The organism is Photorhabdus laumondii subsp. laumondii, assembly GCF_003343245.1.
GTDB classification, from domain to species: domain Bacteria; phylum Pseudomonadota; class Gammaproteobacteria; order Enterobacterales; family Enterobacteriaceae; genus Photorhabdus; species Photorhabdus laumondii.
Map to the genome: position 1 here is coordinate 2,512,471 of NZ_CP024901.1, position 15,940 is coordinate 2,528,410.

The 15,940-nt window shown below is 41.4% G+C and carries 18 protein-coding genes; 11 read left to right on the forward strand and 7 right to left on the reverse strand.

Going from position 1 to position 15,940, the window contains the following annotated elements; genetic code table 11:
- Positions 1-73 precede the first annotated feature (73 nt).
- The 5 genes from PluTT01m_RS11040 (at position 74) to PluTT01m_RS11060 (ending at position 4,537) form a co-directional block, all read left to right on the forward strand.
- Positions 74-1,996, forward strand: coding sequence for a DNA repair helicase YoaA (locus tag PluTT01m_RS11040; protein WP_011146383.1), 1,923 nt, complete (start codon positions 74-76; stop codon positions 1,994-1,996).
- A 266-nt stretch (positions 1,997-2,262) separates the two neighbouring features.
- Complete coding sequence (locus tag PluTT01m_RS11045; RefSeq protein ID WP_011146384.1) at positions 2,263-2,637, forward strand: type II toxin-antitoxin system RelE/ParE family toxin; 375 nt, start codon at positions 2,263-2,265, stop codon at positions 2,635-2,637.
- Positions 2,630-2,947, forward strand: coding sequence for a helix-turn-helix domain-containing protein (locus PluTT01m_RS11050; RefSeq protein WP_011146385.1), 318 nt, complete (start codon positions 2,630-2,632; stop codon positions 2,945-2,947). The genes PluTT01m_RS11045 and PluTT01m_RS11050 overlap by 8 nt, the downstream gene beginning before the upstream one ends.
- A 232-nt stretch (positions 2,948-3,179) precedes the next feature.
- Complete coding sequence (tsaB, locus tag PluTT01m_RS11055; protein WP_011146386.1) at positions 3,180-3,875, forward strand: tRNA (adenosine(37)-N6)-threonylcarbamoyltransferase complex dimerization subunit type 1 TsaB; 696 nt, start codon at positions 3,180-3,182, stop codon at positions 3,873-3,875.
- 83 nt (positions 3,876-3,958) lie between these two features.
- The gene (locus PluTT01m_RS11060) at positions 3,959-4,537 is read left to right on the forward strand and encodes a Slp family lipoprotein (RefSeq protein ID WP_011146387.1); all 579 of its coding nucleotides are present in this window, start codon (positions 3,959-3,961) and stop codon (positions 4,535-4,537) included.
- A 286-nt stretch (positions 4,538-4,823) separates the two neighbouring features.
- Here the strand turns inward: PluTT01m_RS11060 and PluTT01m_RS28245 are convergent, their stop codons facing one another.
- Positions 4,824-5,105: a GNAT family N-acetyltransferase gene (locus tag PluTT01m_RS28245; protein WP_082302906.1), complete on the reverse strand. Its 282-nt coding sequence runs from the start codon at positions 5,103-5,105 to the stop codon at positions 4,824-4,826.
- Positions 5,106-5,403: 298 nt separating this feature from the next.
- On the opposite strand from PluTT01m_RS28245, the gene fadD reads away from it, so the two are divergent.
- Both fadD and rnd read left to right on the forward strand, forming a co-directional pair.
- Positions 5,404-7,086 carry a long-chain-fatty-acid--CoA ligase FadD gene (gene fadD, locus PluTT01m_RS11070; RefSeq protein WP_011146388.1) on the forward strand — a complete coding sequence of 561 codons (1,683 nt, stop codon included), beginning with the start codon at positions 5,404-5,406 and terminating at the stop codon, positions 7,084-7,086.
- Positions 7,087-7,181: 95 nt separating this feature from the next.
- Entirely contained in the window at positions 7,182-8,309 is a 1,128-nt protein-coding gene (gene rnd / locus PluTT01m_RS11075) for a ribonuclease D (protein WP_011146389.1), read from the forward strand.
- A 140-nt stretch (positions 8,310-8,449) separates the two neighbouring features.
- On the opposite strand, the gene minE is transcribed toward rnd, so the two are convergent.
- From minE to minC, 3 genes are read right to left on the reverse strand one after another with little or no spacing between them, the layout of a single operon-like run.
- Positions 8,450-8,719, reverse strand: coding sequence for a cell division topological specificity factor MinE (minE, locus tag PluTT01m_RS11080; protein ID WP_011146390.1), 270 nt, complete (start codon positions 8,717-8,719; stop codon positions 8,450-8,452).
- A gap of 3 nt (positions 8,720-8,722) precedes the next feature.
- Positions 8,723-9,535: a septum site-determining protein MinD gene (gene minD, locus PluTT01m_RS11085; protein ID WP_011146391.1), complete on the reverse strand. Its 813-nt coding sequence runs from the start codon at positions 9,533-9,535 to the stop codon at positions 8,723-8,725.
- Positions 9,536-9,558: 23 nt separating this feature from the next.
- Positions 9,559-10,242 carry a septum site-determining protein MinC gene (minC, locus tag PluTT01m_RS11090; RefSeq protein ID WP_011146392.1) on the reverse strand — a complete coding sequence of 228 codons (684 nt, stop codon included), beginning with the start codon at positions 10,240-10,242 and terminating at the stop codon, positions 9,559-9,561.
- A 144-nt stretch (positions 10,243-10,386) separates the two neighbouring features.
- Between minC and PluTT01m_RS11095 the strand changes: the two genes are divergently transcribed.
- The 4 genes from PluTT01m_RS11095 to PluTT01m_RS11110 all read left to right on the forward strand — a co-directional run bounded on the left by PluTT01m_RS11095 (position 10,387) and on the right by PluTT01m_RS11110 (position 13,070).
- Positions 10,387-10,659, forward strand: a complete 273-nt coding sequence (locus PluTT01m_RS11095; RefSeq protein ID WP_041380069.1) for a YcgL domain-containing protein — start codon at positions 10,387-10,389, stop codon at positions 10,657-10,659.
- Positions 10,660-11,010: 351 nt separating this feature from the next.
- On the forward strand, positions 11,011-11,667 hold the full coding sequence (locus tag PluTT01m_RS11100) for a fumarylacetoacetate hydrolase family protein (protein WP_011146394.1): 657 nt from the start codon (positions 11,011-11,013) through the stop codon (positions 11,665-11,667).
- Positions 11,668-11,691: 24 nt separating this feature from the next.
- Positions 11,692-12,123 (forward strand): cysteine cluster protein YcgN, encoded by a 432-nt coding sequence (locus tag PluTT01m_RS11105; RefSeq protein WP_011146395.1) that lies wholly within the window; start codon positions 11,692-11,694, stop codon positions 12,121-12,123.
- A gap of 305 nt (positions 12,124-12,428) precedes the next feature.
- Positions 12,429-13,070: a hypothetical protein gene (locus PluTT01m_RS11110; protein ID WP_011146396.1), complete on the forward strand. Its 642-nt coding sequence runs from the start codon at positions 12,429-12,431 to the stop codon at positions 13,068-13,070.
- Positions 13,071-13,263: 193 nt separating this feature from the next.
- Here the strand turns inward: PluTT01m_RS11110 and PluTT01m_RS11115 are convergent, their stop codons facing one another.
- From PluTT01m_RS11115 to PluTT01m_RS11125, 3 genes are all read right to left on the reverse strand, one after another.
- Complete coding sequence (locus PluTT01m_RS11115; RefSeq protein ID WP_011146397.1) at positions 13,264-13,884, reverse strand: hypothetical protein; 621 nt, start codon at positions 13,882-13,884, stop codon at positions 13,264-13,266.
- 323 nt (positions 13,885-14,207) lie between these two features.
- Entirely contained in the window at positions 14,208-14,621 is a 414-nt protein-coding gene (gene hslJ / locus PluTT01m_RS11120; protein ID WP_011146398.1) for a heat shock protein HslJ, read from the reverse strand.
- Between the two features lie 21 nt (positions 14,622-14,642).
- Positions 14,643-15,647, reverse strand: a complete 1,005-nt coding sequence (locus PluTT01m_RS11125) for a 2-hydroxyacid dehydrogenase (RefSeq protein WP_011146399.1) — start codon at positions 15,645-15,647, stop codon at positions 14,643-14,645.
- Between the last annotated feature and the right edge of the window lie 293 nt (positions 15,648-15,940).

Consider the following 15,940-nt stretch of genomic DNA (forward strand, 5'->3'; position numbering starts at 1 on the left):
TGCCTGATTTTGGGTGGTGATCAGAACATACTATTGGCATAATCTCCATCCATTCTATTGAAAGAGACGGTTTGTGTCAGACGATTTTGCGAAAAATGGTGCCCTTGCTAAAGCAATAACCGGTTTTAAACCCCGTGATGCTCAAAGAGAAATGGCAGTGGCTATTGAGTGTGCGATTAAAAATCATCAACAATTGGTTGTAGAAGCAGGCACGGGAACAGGTAAGACATTTGCCTATTTAGCACCCGCGTTGCGTTCTGGGCAGAAAGTTATCATTTCCACAGGTTCTAAGGCATTACAGGATCAGCTCTATAATCGTGATTTACCGACAGTCGCTGAAGCGATTAATTTCACCGGCAAATTGGCGTTGTTGAAAGGCCGTGCAAATTATCTGTGCTTGGAACGGTTGGAACAGCACTCTTTTGGGGGCGGACAATTGGAAGCAGAAATTCTGTCAGATATTGTTCGGCTAAGAGGCTGGTCTTCACAAACTGAAGAGGGTGATATCAGTACTTGTCACCAAGTGGCGGAAGATAGCCAGGTTTGGCCGTTGGTAACCAGTACGAACGATAACTGTCTAGGCAGTGATTGTCCGCGTTATCAGGAATGCTTTGTTCTCAAAGCTCGCCGTCGGGCAATGGAGGCGGATGTTATTGTTGTTAACCATCATCTGTTTATGGCGGATATGGTAGTGAAAGAAACGGGATTTGGTGAGTTGATCCCGCAAGCAGAAGTCAAAATATTTGATGAGGCACATCAAATCCCTGATATTGCCAGTCAATATTTTGGTCAGCAATTAAGTAGCCGTCAACTGATGGATCTCTCCAGAGACATCACTATGGCGTATCGCACGGAAGTCCGGGATCAAGTTCAATTACAAAAGAGCGCAGATCGTCTGAGTCAGAGTACACAAGATTTCCGGCTAGCGTTGGGAGAGAACGGTTATCGGGGTAATTTGCGGGAGTTATTGCAAAATCCGCAAGTGCAGCGGGCATTGGTATTGCTTGATGATGCGCTTGAGCTTTGTTATGACGTGATGAAATTATCTTTAGGGCGTTCAGTCATGTTGGATGCGGCATTTGAAAGGGCAACAATTTATCGTAATCGTCTTAAACGCTTGAAAGAGGTGACTATCCCCGGTTATAGCTATTGGTTTGAAAGTTATGGTCGCCATTTTCTTTTAGCACTCACACCGCTGTCTGTTGCCGATAAATTTAGTGAGATAATTAATGAGCAATCCGGTTGTTGGGTGTTCACCTCAGCGACACTCTCTGTTAACGAGCAACTTTCCCATTTCACTGAACGGCTAGGTTTAAAACAGGCGAAAATGTTGCTACTACCAAGTCCATTTGATTATCAAAGTCAGACACTACTTTGCGTTCCCCGTCATCTACCATCACCAAATCAACCTGGTAGTGCAAAATGGTTGGCAGAGATGCTCAAGCCACTCATTGAAGCCAATAAAGGTCGATGTTTCTTTTTATGTACCTCACACCAGATGATGCGCAGTCTGGCTGAGGCATTCCGTGCCAACATGACATTGCCGGTTTTGGTTCAGGGGGAAACTAGCAAGGGTCAGCTACTTTCGCAATTTATTGCTGCCGGCAACGCTTTATTGGTGGCAACCAGCAGTTTTTGGGAAGGTGTTGATGTGCGCGGTGAGGCGCTTTCCTGTGTCATTATCGATAAATTGCCCTTTACGGCACCGGATGATCCGCTGTTAAAAGCCCGTATTGAAGATTGCCAACTTAGAGGTGGTGATGCATTTAATGAAGTTCAGTTACCAGATGCGGTGATTAGCCTGAAACAAGGTGTCGGGCGGCTTATTCGTGATATTGATGATTATGGCGTCGTTGTTATTTGTGATAATCGTTTAGTGATGCGTCCATATGGTGAAGTGTTTTTGAATAGTTTGCCGCCTTCACCACGAACCCGAGATTTAACGAAAGCGGTCGCTTTCCTGCAAGCCCGGCAATCTCCTAACATTAAAGATTAAGTTAAGTGTAGAAAATATTATCTGCTAATTGAGCGAACAATTATGAATCTATATAGCAACAGAAACAAATTAAACTAAAGGAGGAAGAGCTAATAGTGCAGATAAGAGTATCGACATCAGAGGTATAACTGTACGCAATACTATGTAAAGTAAATATTTTTATAGGGTATTATTGATAGTTAGATTAATCCCTGTTGTTGTTTTAATCGCCATTTTGTGTCATGCTTTGTGTTATACTTTAATTGATTTAATAGTGGAACTACTTTTTGAAAGTATTTAAAAATGCATGGTTCGAGCGTTTTGCCAGAAAACAGCGTATTCCAGATGAGGTTTTACTTGATGCTATTGAAAGAGCCAATAGAGGTCAGATTGATGCTGATTTGGGCGGTGGTGTAATTAAGCAGCGGGTGGCACGTAAAGGGCAAGGAAAGTCTGGTGGGTTTCGCACAGTGATTTTGTACCAGACCGCAGAGCATGCTTTTTTTGTTTACGGGTTTGCTAAAAGTGATAGATCTAATATTGAATATGATGAAGAGATGCAGTTTAAGAAGATGGCGTCCCACGTTTTAGGGTTATCAGATGAACAATTAGCTAGACTAATTGAAAAAGGTCATTTTTCGGAGGTGATTAAATATGGTTAAAAAGTATCGTAGTGATGCGTTTGCTGCAATTCACGAAACGATGGAGGCATTAAGCGAAATAGGGGCTGTCAGTAAGCAAACTATGCGTGAGTTTGATGCTGCCTGTTTGACTCCCATAGAATCACTATCTCCAGAGGAAATACGTTCTCTTCGTGAGCGGGAGCATTTGTCACAGCCTGTTTTTGCCCGATATTTGAATGTGAGCAAAAATCTTATATCAGACTGGGAGCGTGGAGCAAAAAAACCCGGAGGCCCAGCCTTGAGGTTGCTTACGATAGTTAAGAAGAACGGAATTCAGGCTATTGCATGACATAATTAAGGATTGCTCCATAATTATAGCAGCAGATCACGTTGAGAAGCGATGGAGCACAGGTAAACTTATCTCTTTTCTATCTGATAATTCATAAAAACACAGCTATCCCCTGTGTACATATGGCAAAGGGTAATGGCCTTCATATGGCTGCCAACTGGGTAAAATCGACTAGGCTATGATAAAATAGCACTTTATTTTGAATTATATTTCTTGCCGAGGTGCTTGAGGCATGCCTGTACGAATTCTGGCTATTGATACTGCAACGGAAGCCTGTTCTGTTGCTCTTTGGAATGATGGTGCCGTTTTGGCACAGTTTGAAATTTCTCCACGTGAACACACGCAACGCATTTTACCTATGGTTCAATCTGTTCTGGCAGAAGCCGGGATGAGTTTACAGCAGCTTGATGCTTTGGCTTTTGGCCGTGGGCCGGGTAGTTTTACCGGTGTGCGTATTGGTGTTGGTATTGCTCAGGGCTTGTCTCTGGGGGCTGAACTGCCAGTGATTGGTGTGTCAACGCTCAATGCAATGGCTCAAGGTGTTTTTCGTCTGCTAGGTGCAACTCAGGTATTAACCGCCATTGATGCCCGGATGGGAGAGGTTTACTGGGGGCAATATATCCGTAATCAGCAAGGTGAATGGCAAGGACGTGAAACAGAAGCCGTGCTGAAGCCGGAACAGGTACAGGCATTCATGGCTTCATTGAGTGGCGATTGGGTGGTTGCGGGTACTGGCTGGCAGGCTTATCCTCAGTTGATGGCAAGTCATTTAACGCTAACTGATAGTAGTATCACATTACCTCATGCTGAAGATATGTTACCTCTGGCAATACAGATGTGGCAAAACGGTGAGGTGACGGCTGTAGAACATGCTGAACCGGTATACTTGCGTAATGAAGTTACTTGGAAAAAATTACCAGGCCGTTAAGTATCTATTGATGAAACTTGTAGTAAAAGAAAGTATCAAATAGATAGAGTTATTTTAAACATCATTTTCAGGAGAAGGTGGTTATGTTAAGAGTAATAAACTACCGGACGAGTGTTAAGGCGCTAATCTTGTTAGGTGTTGTAATGCTTACAGGCTGTATCACCGTTCCTGATTCAGTAAAAGGAACGTCACCAACGCCTGTTCAAGATCTGCTTTCTGTTAAGAGTACGCCTGAGTTGTTTATCGGTCAGGAAGGGCGATTCGGCGGCAAGGTACTTGGTGTAGTGAATGAAAATCATCGTACTCGTCTGGAAATATCGTCATTGCCATTAGCATCGGATGCCAGCCCAGAATTAGATGAGCCTTCCCTTGGCCGTATCTATGTTTATGTTAATGATTTCCTTGATCCTGCCGATTTTAAAGGAAATTACGTCACTGTCGTAGGTCCGATAGTGGGATTGAAAAAGGGGAAAATTGGTTGTGCGGATTACGATTATGTTGTGATTAATGTAATGGGTTATCAACGCTGGAAAGTTGTTCAGAGAGTATTGATGCCTTATGGCCCGGGGCCTTGGAATTATTATGGCTATCCATATTATTCAGGTTGGGGATGGAATTGGTATTCCGACCCCACACCTGTTGAGACTATTTTGACCAGATAGAGTTATCTACTTTGTGACATTGTAACTTTCTTTCCAGTTTGAGCCGCCGCAATAATATGTGGCGGTAATTTATCTGTTATTTCCTCTCTATCTTTGGATTGATCGTTAATTTCATCGCAATTCTTGCACCGAAACCCGCAGTCATCACTTCTACTAGAATTTTCTGTAGTTCATTAGGAATATCATGCGATTGCAGTATGACAAAACCGAATTTGTCATATAATTTGCGACTTGGTAGAAAATGACGAAAAGTTATGAGGTAAAGTGTGGTTTCCTTGTTTTGTTCTCATTGCTCAATGATTACGCTAAGCAGGGTACTGGCAATACCTTGGCCATGATATTTCGGCAACACATCAATCTCAGCTAGCAGCATCAATTGATTTAAGCGGCGGATTAGCGCAAATCCAACCAGTTTTTGCTCACTTTCAGCGACCCAAAGTTGCTGTTTCTGAATACCTGATTCACTCCCTTGTCGTCGCGATGCATCTTGAAATCCATAAGGTATATAATCATTTTTTATTAATATTGATTTTTTAATAATGCATTGGAATAGATGAAAGCAATAAATGCTATTTCAAAAATGCTATCTTAAGCAAAAAATAAGTAGGTCAATGTATAATCAATAGCTACAAAGTTAAATATTAACTATGGCAATAATATACTGATAAATAAAAATAATTTACAGATAACACAATTCCCTTTGTTTTTATGTATCAGGATTAACGTGAAATTAGTGATGTGTATCTCAACCTGAACAATGTTTCTTTTTTAAACTGGTACGCTGAGTTAATAATTTGTTAAATCAAAGCGTGCGTTATTTATTAGGCGAGTGATAACATAGCAATTAAAATTTCAGGAGTACTACCTTGGAGAAAGTCTGGCTAAAACATTATCCGGCGGATGTTCCTGCGGAGATTGACCCGGATCGTTATGCATCATTGGTTGAGATGTTTGAAAATGCCGTAGCGCACTATGCAGATCAACCTGCATTTATCAATATGGGTGAGATTATGACCTTCCGTAAGTTGGAAGAGCGTAGTCGGGCGTTTGCAGCATATTTGCAAAATGGTTTGGGATTAAGTAAAGGAGATCGCGTTGCGCTGATGATGCCAAACCTGCTGCAATATCCCGTTGCACTGTTTGGTGTTCTACGTGCAGGTATGATTGTCGTAAATGTAAATCCGCTATATACGCCACGGGAGCTTGAACATCAGCTTAATGACAGCGGCACTTCCGCTATTGTGATCGTCTCCAATTTTGCCCATACATTGGAAAAGATCGTTTTTAATACTAAAGTTAAGCATGTTATTTTGACGCGTATGGGTGACCAACTATCTCGTCCTAAAGGTACGCTGGTTGATTTTGCGGTGAAATATATCAAACGGCTGGTACCGAAGTATAATCTGCCTGATGCTATTTCATTTCGTTGTGCGATACAGAAAGGTTATCGCATGCAATATGTAAAACCAGAGATTAACGGTAATGATTTGGCTTTTCTGCAATATACTGGTGGCACCACTGGCGTAGCTAAGGGCGCTATGCTGACTCACCGTAATATTTTGGCAAATCTTGAACAGGCAAAAGCGGTTTATTCTCCATTATTACGTGTAGGCCAAGAGCTGATTGTTACGGCGTTGCCTCTCTATCACATATTTGCGTTAATGGTGAATTGCTTGTTACTTATTTACTTGGGTGGGTGCAATCTTCTGATTACTAACCCGCGTGATATTACGGGTACAGCTAAAGAATTAGGTCGTTATCCGTTTACTTCTGTCACCGGGGTAAATACATTGTTTAACGCCTGGTTGAATAATGAAGAATTTAAGAAGCTTGATTTTTCTACGCTGCGTCTGGTTGTTGGTGGTGGTATGCCGGTACAGAAAGCGGTTGCTGAGAAATGGGCAAAAGTGACAGGCACCAATTTGCTTGAAGGTTATGGTCTGACAGAATGTTCACCTTTGGTTTCCTGTAATCCTTATAATTCGAAACATTACACTGGCAGTATTGGTTTCCCGGTCTCTTCAACAGAAATCAAACTTGTGGATGATGATGGTAATGAGGTAGAGATGGGCCAGCAGGGAGAATTGTGGATACGGGGCCCACAGGTGATGGCCGGTTATTGGAATCGTCCTGATGCAACAGAAGAAGTGTTGAAAGATGGTTGGGTAGCAACGGGTGATATTGCGAATGTTAATGAACAGGGTTCCATTCATATCGTAGATCGTAAAAAAGATATGATTTTGGTTTCTGGTTTCAATGTGTATCCTAATGAAGTTGAAGATGTTGTATCAGCTCACCCTAAAGTGCTAGAGTCAGCAGCAATAGGGGTATCAAGCGAAAGTTCCGGTGAAACTGTCAAAGTATTTGTGGTTCGGATAGATCCTGGTTTGACCGAGGATGAACTTAAAACCCATTGTCGTCGTTATCTAACAGGGTATAAAGTACCAAAGATCATTGAGTTCCGGGATGAATTACCTAAGTCTAATGTAGGTAAAATTCTTCGTAGGGAACTGCGTGATGAAGAGGAAAAGGTCAGGAATGTAGCATAGCCTGAGATCCTCTTCATAATATTGATAAGCACGACAACGCCGGTATTAGCCGGCGTTGTCGTGCTTATTCCATGAATGGCTAAGAGAACTATGTTTTGAATTATCAGTTGATCACCACAGATGCTCAGTTGCAACAAGTTTGCGAAGGGGCAAAAAAATACTCAAAAGTAGCATTGGATACTGAATTTGTACGCACACGGACGTATTACCCGCAATTAGGTTTGATACAACTGTATGATGGCGAACAACTTTCTCTGATTGATCCACTTAATATCACCAACTGGCAACCTTTCCGTGAGTTAATTACTCATCCTCAAATATTGAAGCTGTTACATGCTGGCAGTGAAGATTTGGAAGTTTTTCTGAATGCTTTTCAATGCTTGCCAGAACCGATGATTGATACTCAGGTCCTGGCGGCTTTTATTGGGCACCCGCTTTCATGTGGCTTTGCCGCGCTGGTGGCTGAATATATTCATGTCGAGCTGGATAAAAGCGAATCTCGCACTGATTGGCTTGCTCGCCCGTTAAGCGAAAAACAGTGTGAATATGCAGCCGCAGATGTTTATTATCTGTTGCCTTTGGCGGATATCTTGATGACTGCAACCGCGCAGGCCGGATATATGGAGGCTGCGACGGGTGAGTGTCGGCTTATCAGTCGACGCCGTAAAGAGATATTGGAACCGGAATCTGCTTATAAACAGATAGGCAATATTTGTCAATTACGTCCCCAACAGCTTGCGTGTTTGAAAAAACTGGCTGCATGGCGTTTGAGTCAGGCCAGAGAACGCGATTTAGCCGTAAACTTCGTCATTCGTGAAGAAAACTTGTGGCAGGTAGCGCGTTATATGCCAACTTCTCTGGCAGAGTTGGATGCGTTAGGGTTAAGCGGGCAGGAGATTCGTTGTCATGGTCGCCGTCTATTGGCAATGGTTGCTGAAAGTGGAAATATTCCAGAAAGTGAATGCCCGCCGCCAATGACGAACTTGATTGATCAACCGGGTTATCGCAAAGCATTTAAGGATATTAAGGCGCTGATCCATCAAGTCAGTGAACAGCATAGATTTAATTCTGAATTATTGGCATCTCGTCGTCAGATTAATCAATTACTTAGTGTTCACTGGAACTTGAAACAATTAAATGACAAACCTGAACTGCTTAGTGGATGGCGGGGAGAATTGCTGGCTGAGCCAGTTGCAGAGATTCTGGCGAACTATCCTGATTAATCCATATCAGGGCCTTAGCCTGATGCCAGGCTAAAGCGCGAGAAAGGGGTTCCCGTTAGGGTTACCCCATCTCAGACTGCCACATAATGAGTTTGGTTACTTTGATGGCGGTAATGATAAAACAGCCCTGTTTATCTGCGTTATTTTTGAGTTTCTTCTGCCTCAGGTAATGTTATATTGAGTTCCAGCACGGAAATATCATCACCTTTCTGTTCAAATTGTACAGAGAGCATATCAGGATCGACCTGTATATATTTACAGATTACCGCCAAGATATCCCGTTTCATATCAGGCAGATAAGCAGGTTCAGAGTCACCACGGCGACGCTCTGCCACGATGATTTGCAGCCGCTCTTTAGCGATATTTGCTGTCGTTTTTTTTCTCGACAGAAAGAAATCTAGCAAGGCCATGTTTTACCCCCCAAACAGGCGTTTTAAGAAGCCTTTTTTCTCTTCTTCAATGAAGCGGAAAGGACGTTCTTCCCCTAATAAACGTTCAACAGTATCTGTATACGCTTTTCCTGCATCGGATTCTGTATCCAGAATAACTGGTTCTCCTTGGTTAGATGAACGCAGTACAGATTGATCTTCCGGGATAACACCGATTAAAGGAATGCATAAAATTTCCAGAACGTCTTCCATACTGAGCATATCACCACGACTTACACGACCTGGGTTATAGCGGGTTAATAGCAGATGTTCTTTAATCGGATCTTCACCCCGTTCAGCTCGTCGAGATTTAGAAGCTAGAATACCCAGAATACGGTCTGAATCACGTACAGAAGAGACTTCAGGATTGGTTGTGATGATCGCTTCGTCAGCAAAATAGAGTGCTATCAACGCGCCACTTTCAATCCCAGCCGGGGAGTCGCAGATAATAAAATCGAAACCTTGTTTATCCAGATCAACTAAAACCTTCTCAACGCCTTCAGAGGTGAGAGCGTCTTTATCGCGGGTTTGTGATGCAGGCAAGATATAAAGATTCTCGGTACGTTTATCTTTAATTAATGCCTGATTAAGCGAGACGTCACCTTGGATAACGTTCACGAAGTCATAAACTACGCGGCGTTCACATCCCATAATCAGATCGAGGTTACGCAGGCCGATATCAAAATCGATAACGACGGTCTTTTTACCTCTTTGAGCAAGGCCGGTAGCAATGGCCGCGCTTGAAGTGGTTTTGCCAACGCCACCTTTACCTGATGTAACAACAATAATGCGTGCCATGAAGTGATTCCTTATTAAAAGGGCTAGATTAAAGGTTCAATAGTTAATTCATTATTTACCAGGCTAAGTTTTGCGGCTTTTCCTGCTAATTCAGTCGGGATTTTATCGCCGAGCCAATATTGCCCTGCGATAGAGATAAGTTCAGCATTTAAGTGGGTGCAAAAAACCAGACACTCCTGATCACCGGATGCACCGGCTAATGCCCGACCACGCATCATACCGTAGATGTGAATATTGCCGTCTGCAATCAATTCGGCACCGGCGCTTACATTACTGGTAACAATAAGATCACTGCCTTGGGCATAAATCCTTTGACCTGAGCGAACAGGTAAATTAATTACACGGGTTTTTTTAATCGCGGGTTCGGCCGGTTTATCTTCCTTTGCCGAGGTTTTTTGTTTTTTTCCTTCACTCAGTAGTGGTAAGGAGGCTTTTATTACCGCCCTGCGTTGTTGCTCATCACGACAACCACTCATTCCGACAATACGGAATCCTGCTGAATCAATAGCGTGATGCAGTGCTTTCAGATCAGCGTCTGCCGGCAGAGCGGAGATATTAATGACAACCGGTGCATTTTTCAGGAAATCCGGTGCTTGTTCCACTTTTTCCTGTAGGGCCTGTAGAATGATTTCTGGTTGGTCATTGTGTAAATGAACAACCGAAAGCGTAAAATTACTGCCTTTTAGCTCAATTGGCGACTGTGACATCTATCCTGCCTGACTCAGATTCAGCAAATTTGAGATCCCCCCAGAACACCCCCTGGGATACGATATTTAGAAATACAATAAACATGTTATAATTACTGAATTATTCAAGCAAGTTGTGACCTGAATTTAAAAGAGTTTATTATAATGATTTGTGCGATCTACAGCAGTCCGAAAAGGGAGCAAACATATCTTTATGTTGAAAAAAGAGATAATTTCTCTCGTGTTCCCGAAGAGTTACTGAAAAGTTTTGGACAGCCCCAATATACAATGATGATCTCTCTGGCAGACAGAAAAAAGCTAGCAGGCGCTGACATCGAAAAGGTAAAAATATCGTTAATTGAACAGGGTTTTTACCTGCAAATCCCCCCTCCGGTTGAAAACTTAATGAATGCACATCTGAGCCAGATGGAAAAATAAGAAGAATCCAGAGGTTTGATGAGCAAAATTAACCGTCGGCGCGGTTTTATTAACCACCACAATATTCACAATAAGTTGTGCTTTTAAAGGGAAACAATCTGGTTTGCTTCTCAAAGGAAAGATTTCCCTATTTTGCGATCACGCTTGGCGTGGTGGCCGATAAGATGGGGCAATAAGTGCTATAATTATGGGTATGTTGCCTAATATACCCAATGGATTTCAAGATGGATCGCGACGGCAAGGGAGCGAATCCCCGGGAGCATAGAAAACTATGTGACCGGGGTGAGAGAGTGCAGCCAACAAAGAGGCAACTTGAAAGATAACGGGTATAAACCAGAGTGAGAAACGAATATGTATCAACACAGAGACTGGCAGGGGGCATTACTGGATCTTCCTGTCAATAAAGTGGTTTGCGTTGGTAGTAATTACGCTAAACATATTAAAGAGATGGGGTCTAAGCCAGCGGAAGAGCCAGTCGTTTTTATTAAGCCGGAAACTGCACTGTGTGATATACATCAGCCAATTGCCATTCCAAAGGATTTTGGTGTTGTTCATCATGAAGTTGAACTGGCTGTACTGATTGGTACGCCGTTGAAACAAGCAAATGAAGAGCGAGTTGGTGCCGCTATCGCGGGTTTGGCTGTTGCATTGGATCTCACCTTGCGTGATTTGCAATCTAAATTCAAGCAAGCGGGTCAACCGTGGGAAAAAAGTAAGGCGTTTGATGGCTCTTGCCCGATATCTGGGTTTATTCGAATAAGCCACTTTGGTGATCCACAGAATGTCCAGTTTTCACTGACGGTCAATAATGAGCTACGGCAGAACGGTAATAGTAACGATATGTTGACACCCATCGTTCCCCTGATCAGCCATATGTCGCACTTTTTTACTTTGCGGCCGGGAGATGTGATTCTCACTGGTACACCGGAAGGTGTTGGCGCACTGAAACCTGGTGATGTGTTAAAGGTTACTCTGAATGATAATTCACTCACTACCAGAGTGATTTGAATAATATAAGGAATAGTAGAAGTTATGTCTCAGCCTTTCTGGCAGGTAAAAACCCTAGATCAGATGACGGATGAAGAATGGGAGTCATTATGTGATGGTTGTGGGCAGTGTTGTTTACATAAATTGATGGATGATGATACCGATGAAATTTATTTTACTAATGTTGCTTGCAATCAACTCAATATAAAAACGTGCCAATGTAAAAATTACGAAGATCGTTTCAGATATGAACCGGATTGTATCAAATTAACCCGTTATAATTTGCCGACTTTTGCATGGTTACCAATAACTTGTGCATATCGTTTGCTAGAAGAAGGGAAGCCATTATTACCGTGGCATCCTCTGATTAAAGGTTCTAAATCAGCAATGCATAGCGAAAGAATTTCGGTTAGGCACATCGCTGTACGGGAAATTGATGTTGTAGAATGGGAAGATCATATTATTAATAAACCTTGATAATGATTTAACTCATTATAATTTAATAAATTATTTTCTGTGTTTCCCAGGTTGGGAAGAGCGAAGTTAACCAGTGGGCATATCCCCCAAAAATGAACTAAAGGTTGATTGTATACCCAATGGATTTCAAGATGGATCGCGACGGCAAGGGAGCGAATCCCCGGGAGCATAGCAAACTATGTGACTGGGGTGAGCGAGTGCAGCCAACAAAGAGGCAACTTGAAAGATGACGGATATATATAATTGCATCTATACTATTACCATTAGGTAATTGAACCTGTGGTCTATTATAGGAAGCATAAAGTATGCCAATACATGTGGGAAACATAGAAAAGATTACCAATGATTTCATCCAATTGAGTGAGTTAGAGTTCAATCGTGTTCTGTATGATGCTCTTGATTCCTCTGGTACTAATATTGTGCATGATGTGGATGAACTCATTTTTCCACCTGGTTACCGGTTGATCAGGGTTGATAACAGGTTAGATTTGGATGATATAGATGAGCCCTACTTTGAATTAGCGCTACTTAGTGACGAAACAAAAGAAGTCGTTTATTACAACAAAGTTATTATATTAAGTGATTTGGTGCTTAACTGTCGTCTCGCTTCGCAGATACTTGTGTGGCGAACGAGGAAGCCACAACATAAAGCGGCATTAAGTGATTTGGCCGCTAAAATCTTTTTCCACTATCTGATTAAAGCCTATGATGTTGTTGCTTCAAATATGAGTCAAATAATAGAAGGCACCTCTTTTTGGCAAGCCAGAATGTATGAGGCGTTACAGTTTGGGCTTTATGTTTATGGCTATGATGTTATGACCTGTGAATTAAGAAATATTTTAGCTGAAGATGATGTTAGTAAAGAGCAGAGTTGGTTGTGGGGTCATGCGGAATATTATATGGATAGACTGGCAATTATTTCCAGGATCAAACTGCCTAATAAGTAATTAATTTACTTAGGTTATATCTGAGGTGAATATACCTTATGGATTTCAAGATGGATCGCGGCGGCAAGGGAGCGAATCCCCGGGAGCATAGAGAGCTATGTGACCGGGGTGAGTGAGTGCAGCCAACAAAGAGGCAACTTGAAAGATAACGGGTATATAATGGTTCGAACTAACTCGAACCATTATCAATTAATTACAAAGCGCCGGAAATCCAAACATTAATTTTATCATAGAACGATTTAATTGATTCCCATGCTCTGCTTATCCATTCAGAGAGTTGCCTGGCGGCATCAAGTATAAAATTTGAAAGTCTGCCAAATAAACTGGAGAAGAATGCATTAGTTTTTTCCATAAAACTTTGTATTGCTGCTCTGGCATTAGGAAATTGTAATCCGAATTGAATGGCTTTATCGTAACTTGTATCAATTTGTCTGTTGTTCTCATCTTTGGTTCTTTGACGAGATTTATTCATGTTATCGATCCAGTCTTGGTCTGCATTGTCTGGATCAGTGGCAATCGCTTCCTGATATTTCTGTGTGCTATTAGTTACACTTGTCTTAGAGACGTTTACTGTTGAATTAGCACCAGATTTCACAGAATCTTTCAATTGATTAATAATACCATCTACTTCCTTGTTTTCAGTAACATCTATACTTTCGTATTGTTCCCCAAGCATATTTGCATATGCCTGGAGTTCAGGTGTTGATGGCATAAATGGTTCAGTTTTAGAACCACTTAACATATGTCTTGCGTGTTGGCGCATTTCGTTCATGAGGTTGATAAATTGAATATCAGTCAGTGCAATATTGGACATAAATTATTTCCTTTTATTTAGTTAGTAAACTATTTATTAAATGTAAAAAGTGTATAACTCTTTATTTAAGTTAGAAGGAATAAGTTAAAAATAAGTTATATTATCTATATTTATTTATGTCGATTTTGGTTCTCCTATAATGTTTAAAAGTTTAATGCCAGTGGTAAATTTATTGTTTAGATATTATATCTGGAAGTGCCGGAGAATAATTTCCGGCACCTAACACATAAAACATTTGGATAAACAGAGTTTAATCTTGAGTCCATTCAAGGAATTTCACTCTGCTAAATGTTTAATGCTAATGTTATAAATGATTTTTTTGATTACTTAACTTTATAAACCAATGTATTGTCGGGGTGAGATAGTGTCAGTTTTTGATCTTTCAACTTCACCTTAACGCCATCGGCTAATACTTGACCAATCAGGTAATCCCATCTATTCAATTTTTCATCAGAGCAAAGCATCTGAGTGCTGGCCAGGTTTTTAACGGTCAGTACACCATTTTTCAGTTTACCTTGACCCATGAAGAGATTACACATGGAACCAGAAACATGCATTTTTTCCCCGAATTCAATGGTTGGTACGCGACCATCTTGATTTTTCACGCCTTCGCCATTAACGCTCACTAGAACAAATTTGTGACGTTGTAAATCATCAACTGACACGTTTTCTACCGCAGACGCTTGGAATGTGGCTAACAATAAAGTTGCTGTTGCCAAAGGTAGTATTTTTTTCATGTTTATCTCCTATATATTATTTTAAGGGTACTTACTAACAATATTTGGGCAATTTTTTCCGTTGATTAATTGCTGGATATTTCTCAGCGTAGTTTCACTGATACTGGTTAAGGCTTCTTCTGTCAGAAATGCCTGATGACCGGTAAACAGCACGTTATGACACGAAGACAAGCGACGAAAAATATCATCTTGAATTACGTCATTAGATTTATCTTCAAAGAAGAGATCGCGTTCATTCTCGTAAACATCCATACCCAGAGCGCCAATTTTTTGTTGTTTTAATGCGTTAATGGCTGCGACGGAATCAATTAGAGCCCCTCGGCTGGTATTGATGATCATTACGCCGTTTTTCATTTTACTGAAAGCAACTTCATTCAGCAGATGATGATTTTCTGGTGTTAACGGGCAATGAAGAGATATGACGTCGGATTGTGCATACAGCGTATCCAGATCGACATATTGAGCACCGAGATTCAAAACAGCTTGATTGGGGTAGGGATCATGAGCTAGCAGACGCATACCAAATCCGTTAAGAATACGTAGAGTTGCAATACCAATCTTGCCGGTTCCGATAATTCCCGCTGTACGGCTGTGCATATTGAAGCCAATTAAGCCTTCAAGAGAGAAATTGGCGTCACGGGTACGTTGATAAGCTCGGTGGATACGGCGGTTTAAGCACAACATTAATCCGACGGTATGTTCAGCAACAGCTTCAGGGGAATAGGCTGGAACCCGTACAACCTGAATACCCAATTCTTCAGCTGCATCTAGATCGACATTATTAAAACCTGCGCAACGTAATGCGAGGATTTTTATATTCATTTCAGCTAATTCTTCAAGCACTTTACGGTCAGCATTATCGTTGACGAAAATACAAACAGCGTCTGCACCAATAGCGTTTTTGGCCGTTTTTGAACTGAGAGGGAAATCGAAAAACTCGAAATCATAACCAAATCCGAGCTTTTTATTGACCTGCTCCAGATGTTTATGGTCATACTGTTTGGTACTGTAAACGACTAATTTCATGGAATTATCTCCGCTATAATTTAAGTAGCTAATAAATTGTTTTGGGCTTAAATTATTGCTGACGTAAAGGGTTAAATAAACCAATAAATTAATTAACTCTATAAGTGTATTGCTTGTTGTTCCCCTATATGTTCAACATAATTTTCTTAATAATCAATGTCTTAGTTTAAGACGTGTCTGCTAAATTATGGAATAACAATATACCCTATGGATTTCAAGATGGATCGCGACGGCAAGGGAGAGAATCCCCGGGAGCATAGGTAACTATGTGACCGGGGTGAGCGAGTGCAGCC

Bases quoted from the DNA above. Each gene is read 5' to 3' on its own strand.
- PluTT01m_RS11115 (WP_011146397.1), bottom strand. From the start codon at position 13,884: ATGTCCAATATTGCACTGACTGATATTCAATTTATCAACCTCATGAAC.
- minE (WP_011146390.1), bottom strand. From the start codon at position 8,719: ATGGCCTTGCTAGATTTCTTTCTGTCGAGAAAAAAAACGACAGCAAAT.
- PluTT01m_RS11100 (WP_011146394.1), top strand. From the start codon at position 11,011: ATGTATCAACACAGAGACTGGCAGGGGGCATTACTGGATCTTCCTGTC.
- PluTT01m_RS11060 (WP_011146387.1), top strand. From the start codon at position 3,959: ATGTTAAGAGTAATAAACTACCGGACGAGTGTTAAGGCGCTAATCTTG.
- minC (WP_011146392.1), bottom strand. From the start codon at position 10,242: ATGTCACAGTCGCCAATTGAGCTAAAAGGCAGTAATTTTACGCTTTCG.
- minD (WP_011146391.1), bottom strand. From the start codon at position 9,535: ATGGCACGCATTATTGTTGTTACATCAGGTAAAGGTGGCGTTGGCAAA.
- PluTT01m_RS11105 (WP_011146395.1), top strand. From the start codon at position 11,692: ATGTCTCAGCCTTTCTGGCAGGTAAAAACCCTAGATCAGATGACGGAT.
- tsaB (WP_011146386.1), top strand. From the start codon at position 3,180: ATGCCTGTACGAATTCTGGCTATTGATACTGCAACGGAAGCCTGTTCT.
- PluTT01m_RS11050 (WP_011146385.1), top strand. From the start codon at position 2,630: ATGGTTAAAAAGTATCGTAGTGATGCGTTTGCTGCAATTCACGAAACG.
- PluTT01m_RS11110 (WP_011146396.1), top strand. From the start codon at position 12,429: ATGCCAATACATGTGGGAAACATAGAAAAGATTACCAATGATTTCATC.
- hslJ (WP_011146398.1), bottom strand. From the start codon at position 14,621: ATGAAAAAAATACTACCTTTGGCAACAGCAACTTTATTGTTAGCCACA.
- PluTT01m_RS11095 (WP_041380069.1), top strand. From the start codon at position 10,387: ATGATTTGTGCGATCTACAGCAGTCCGAAAAGGGAGCAAACATATCTT.
- PluTT01m_RS11125 (WP_011146399.1), bottom strand. From the start codon at position 15,647: ATGAAATTAGTCGTTTACAGTACCAAACAGTATGACCATAAACATCTG.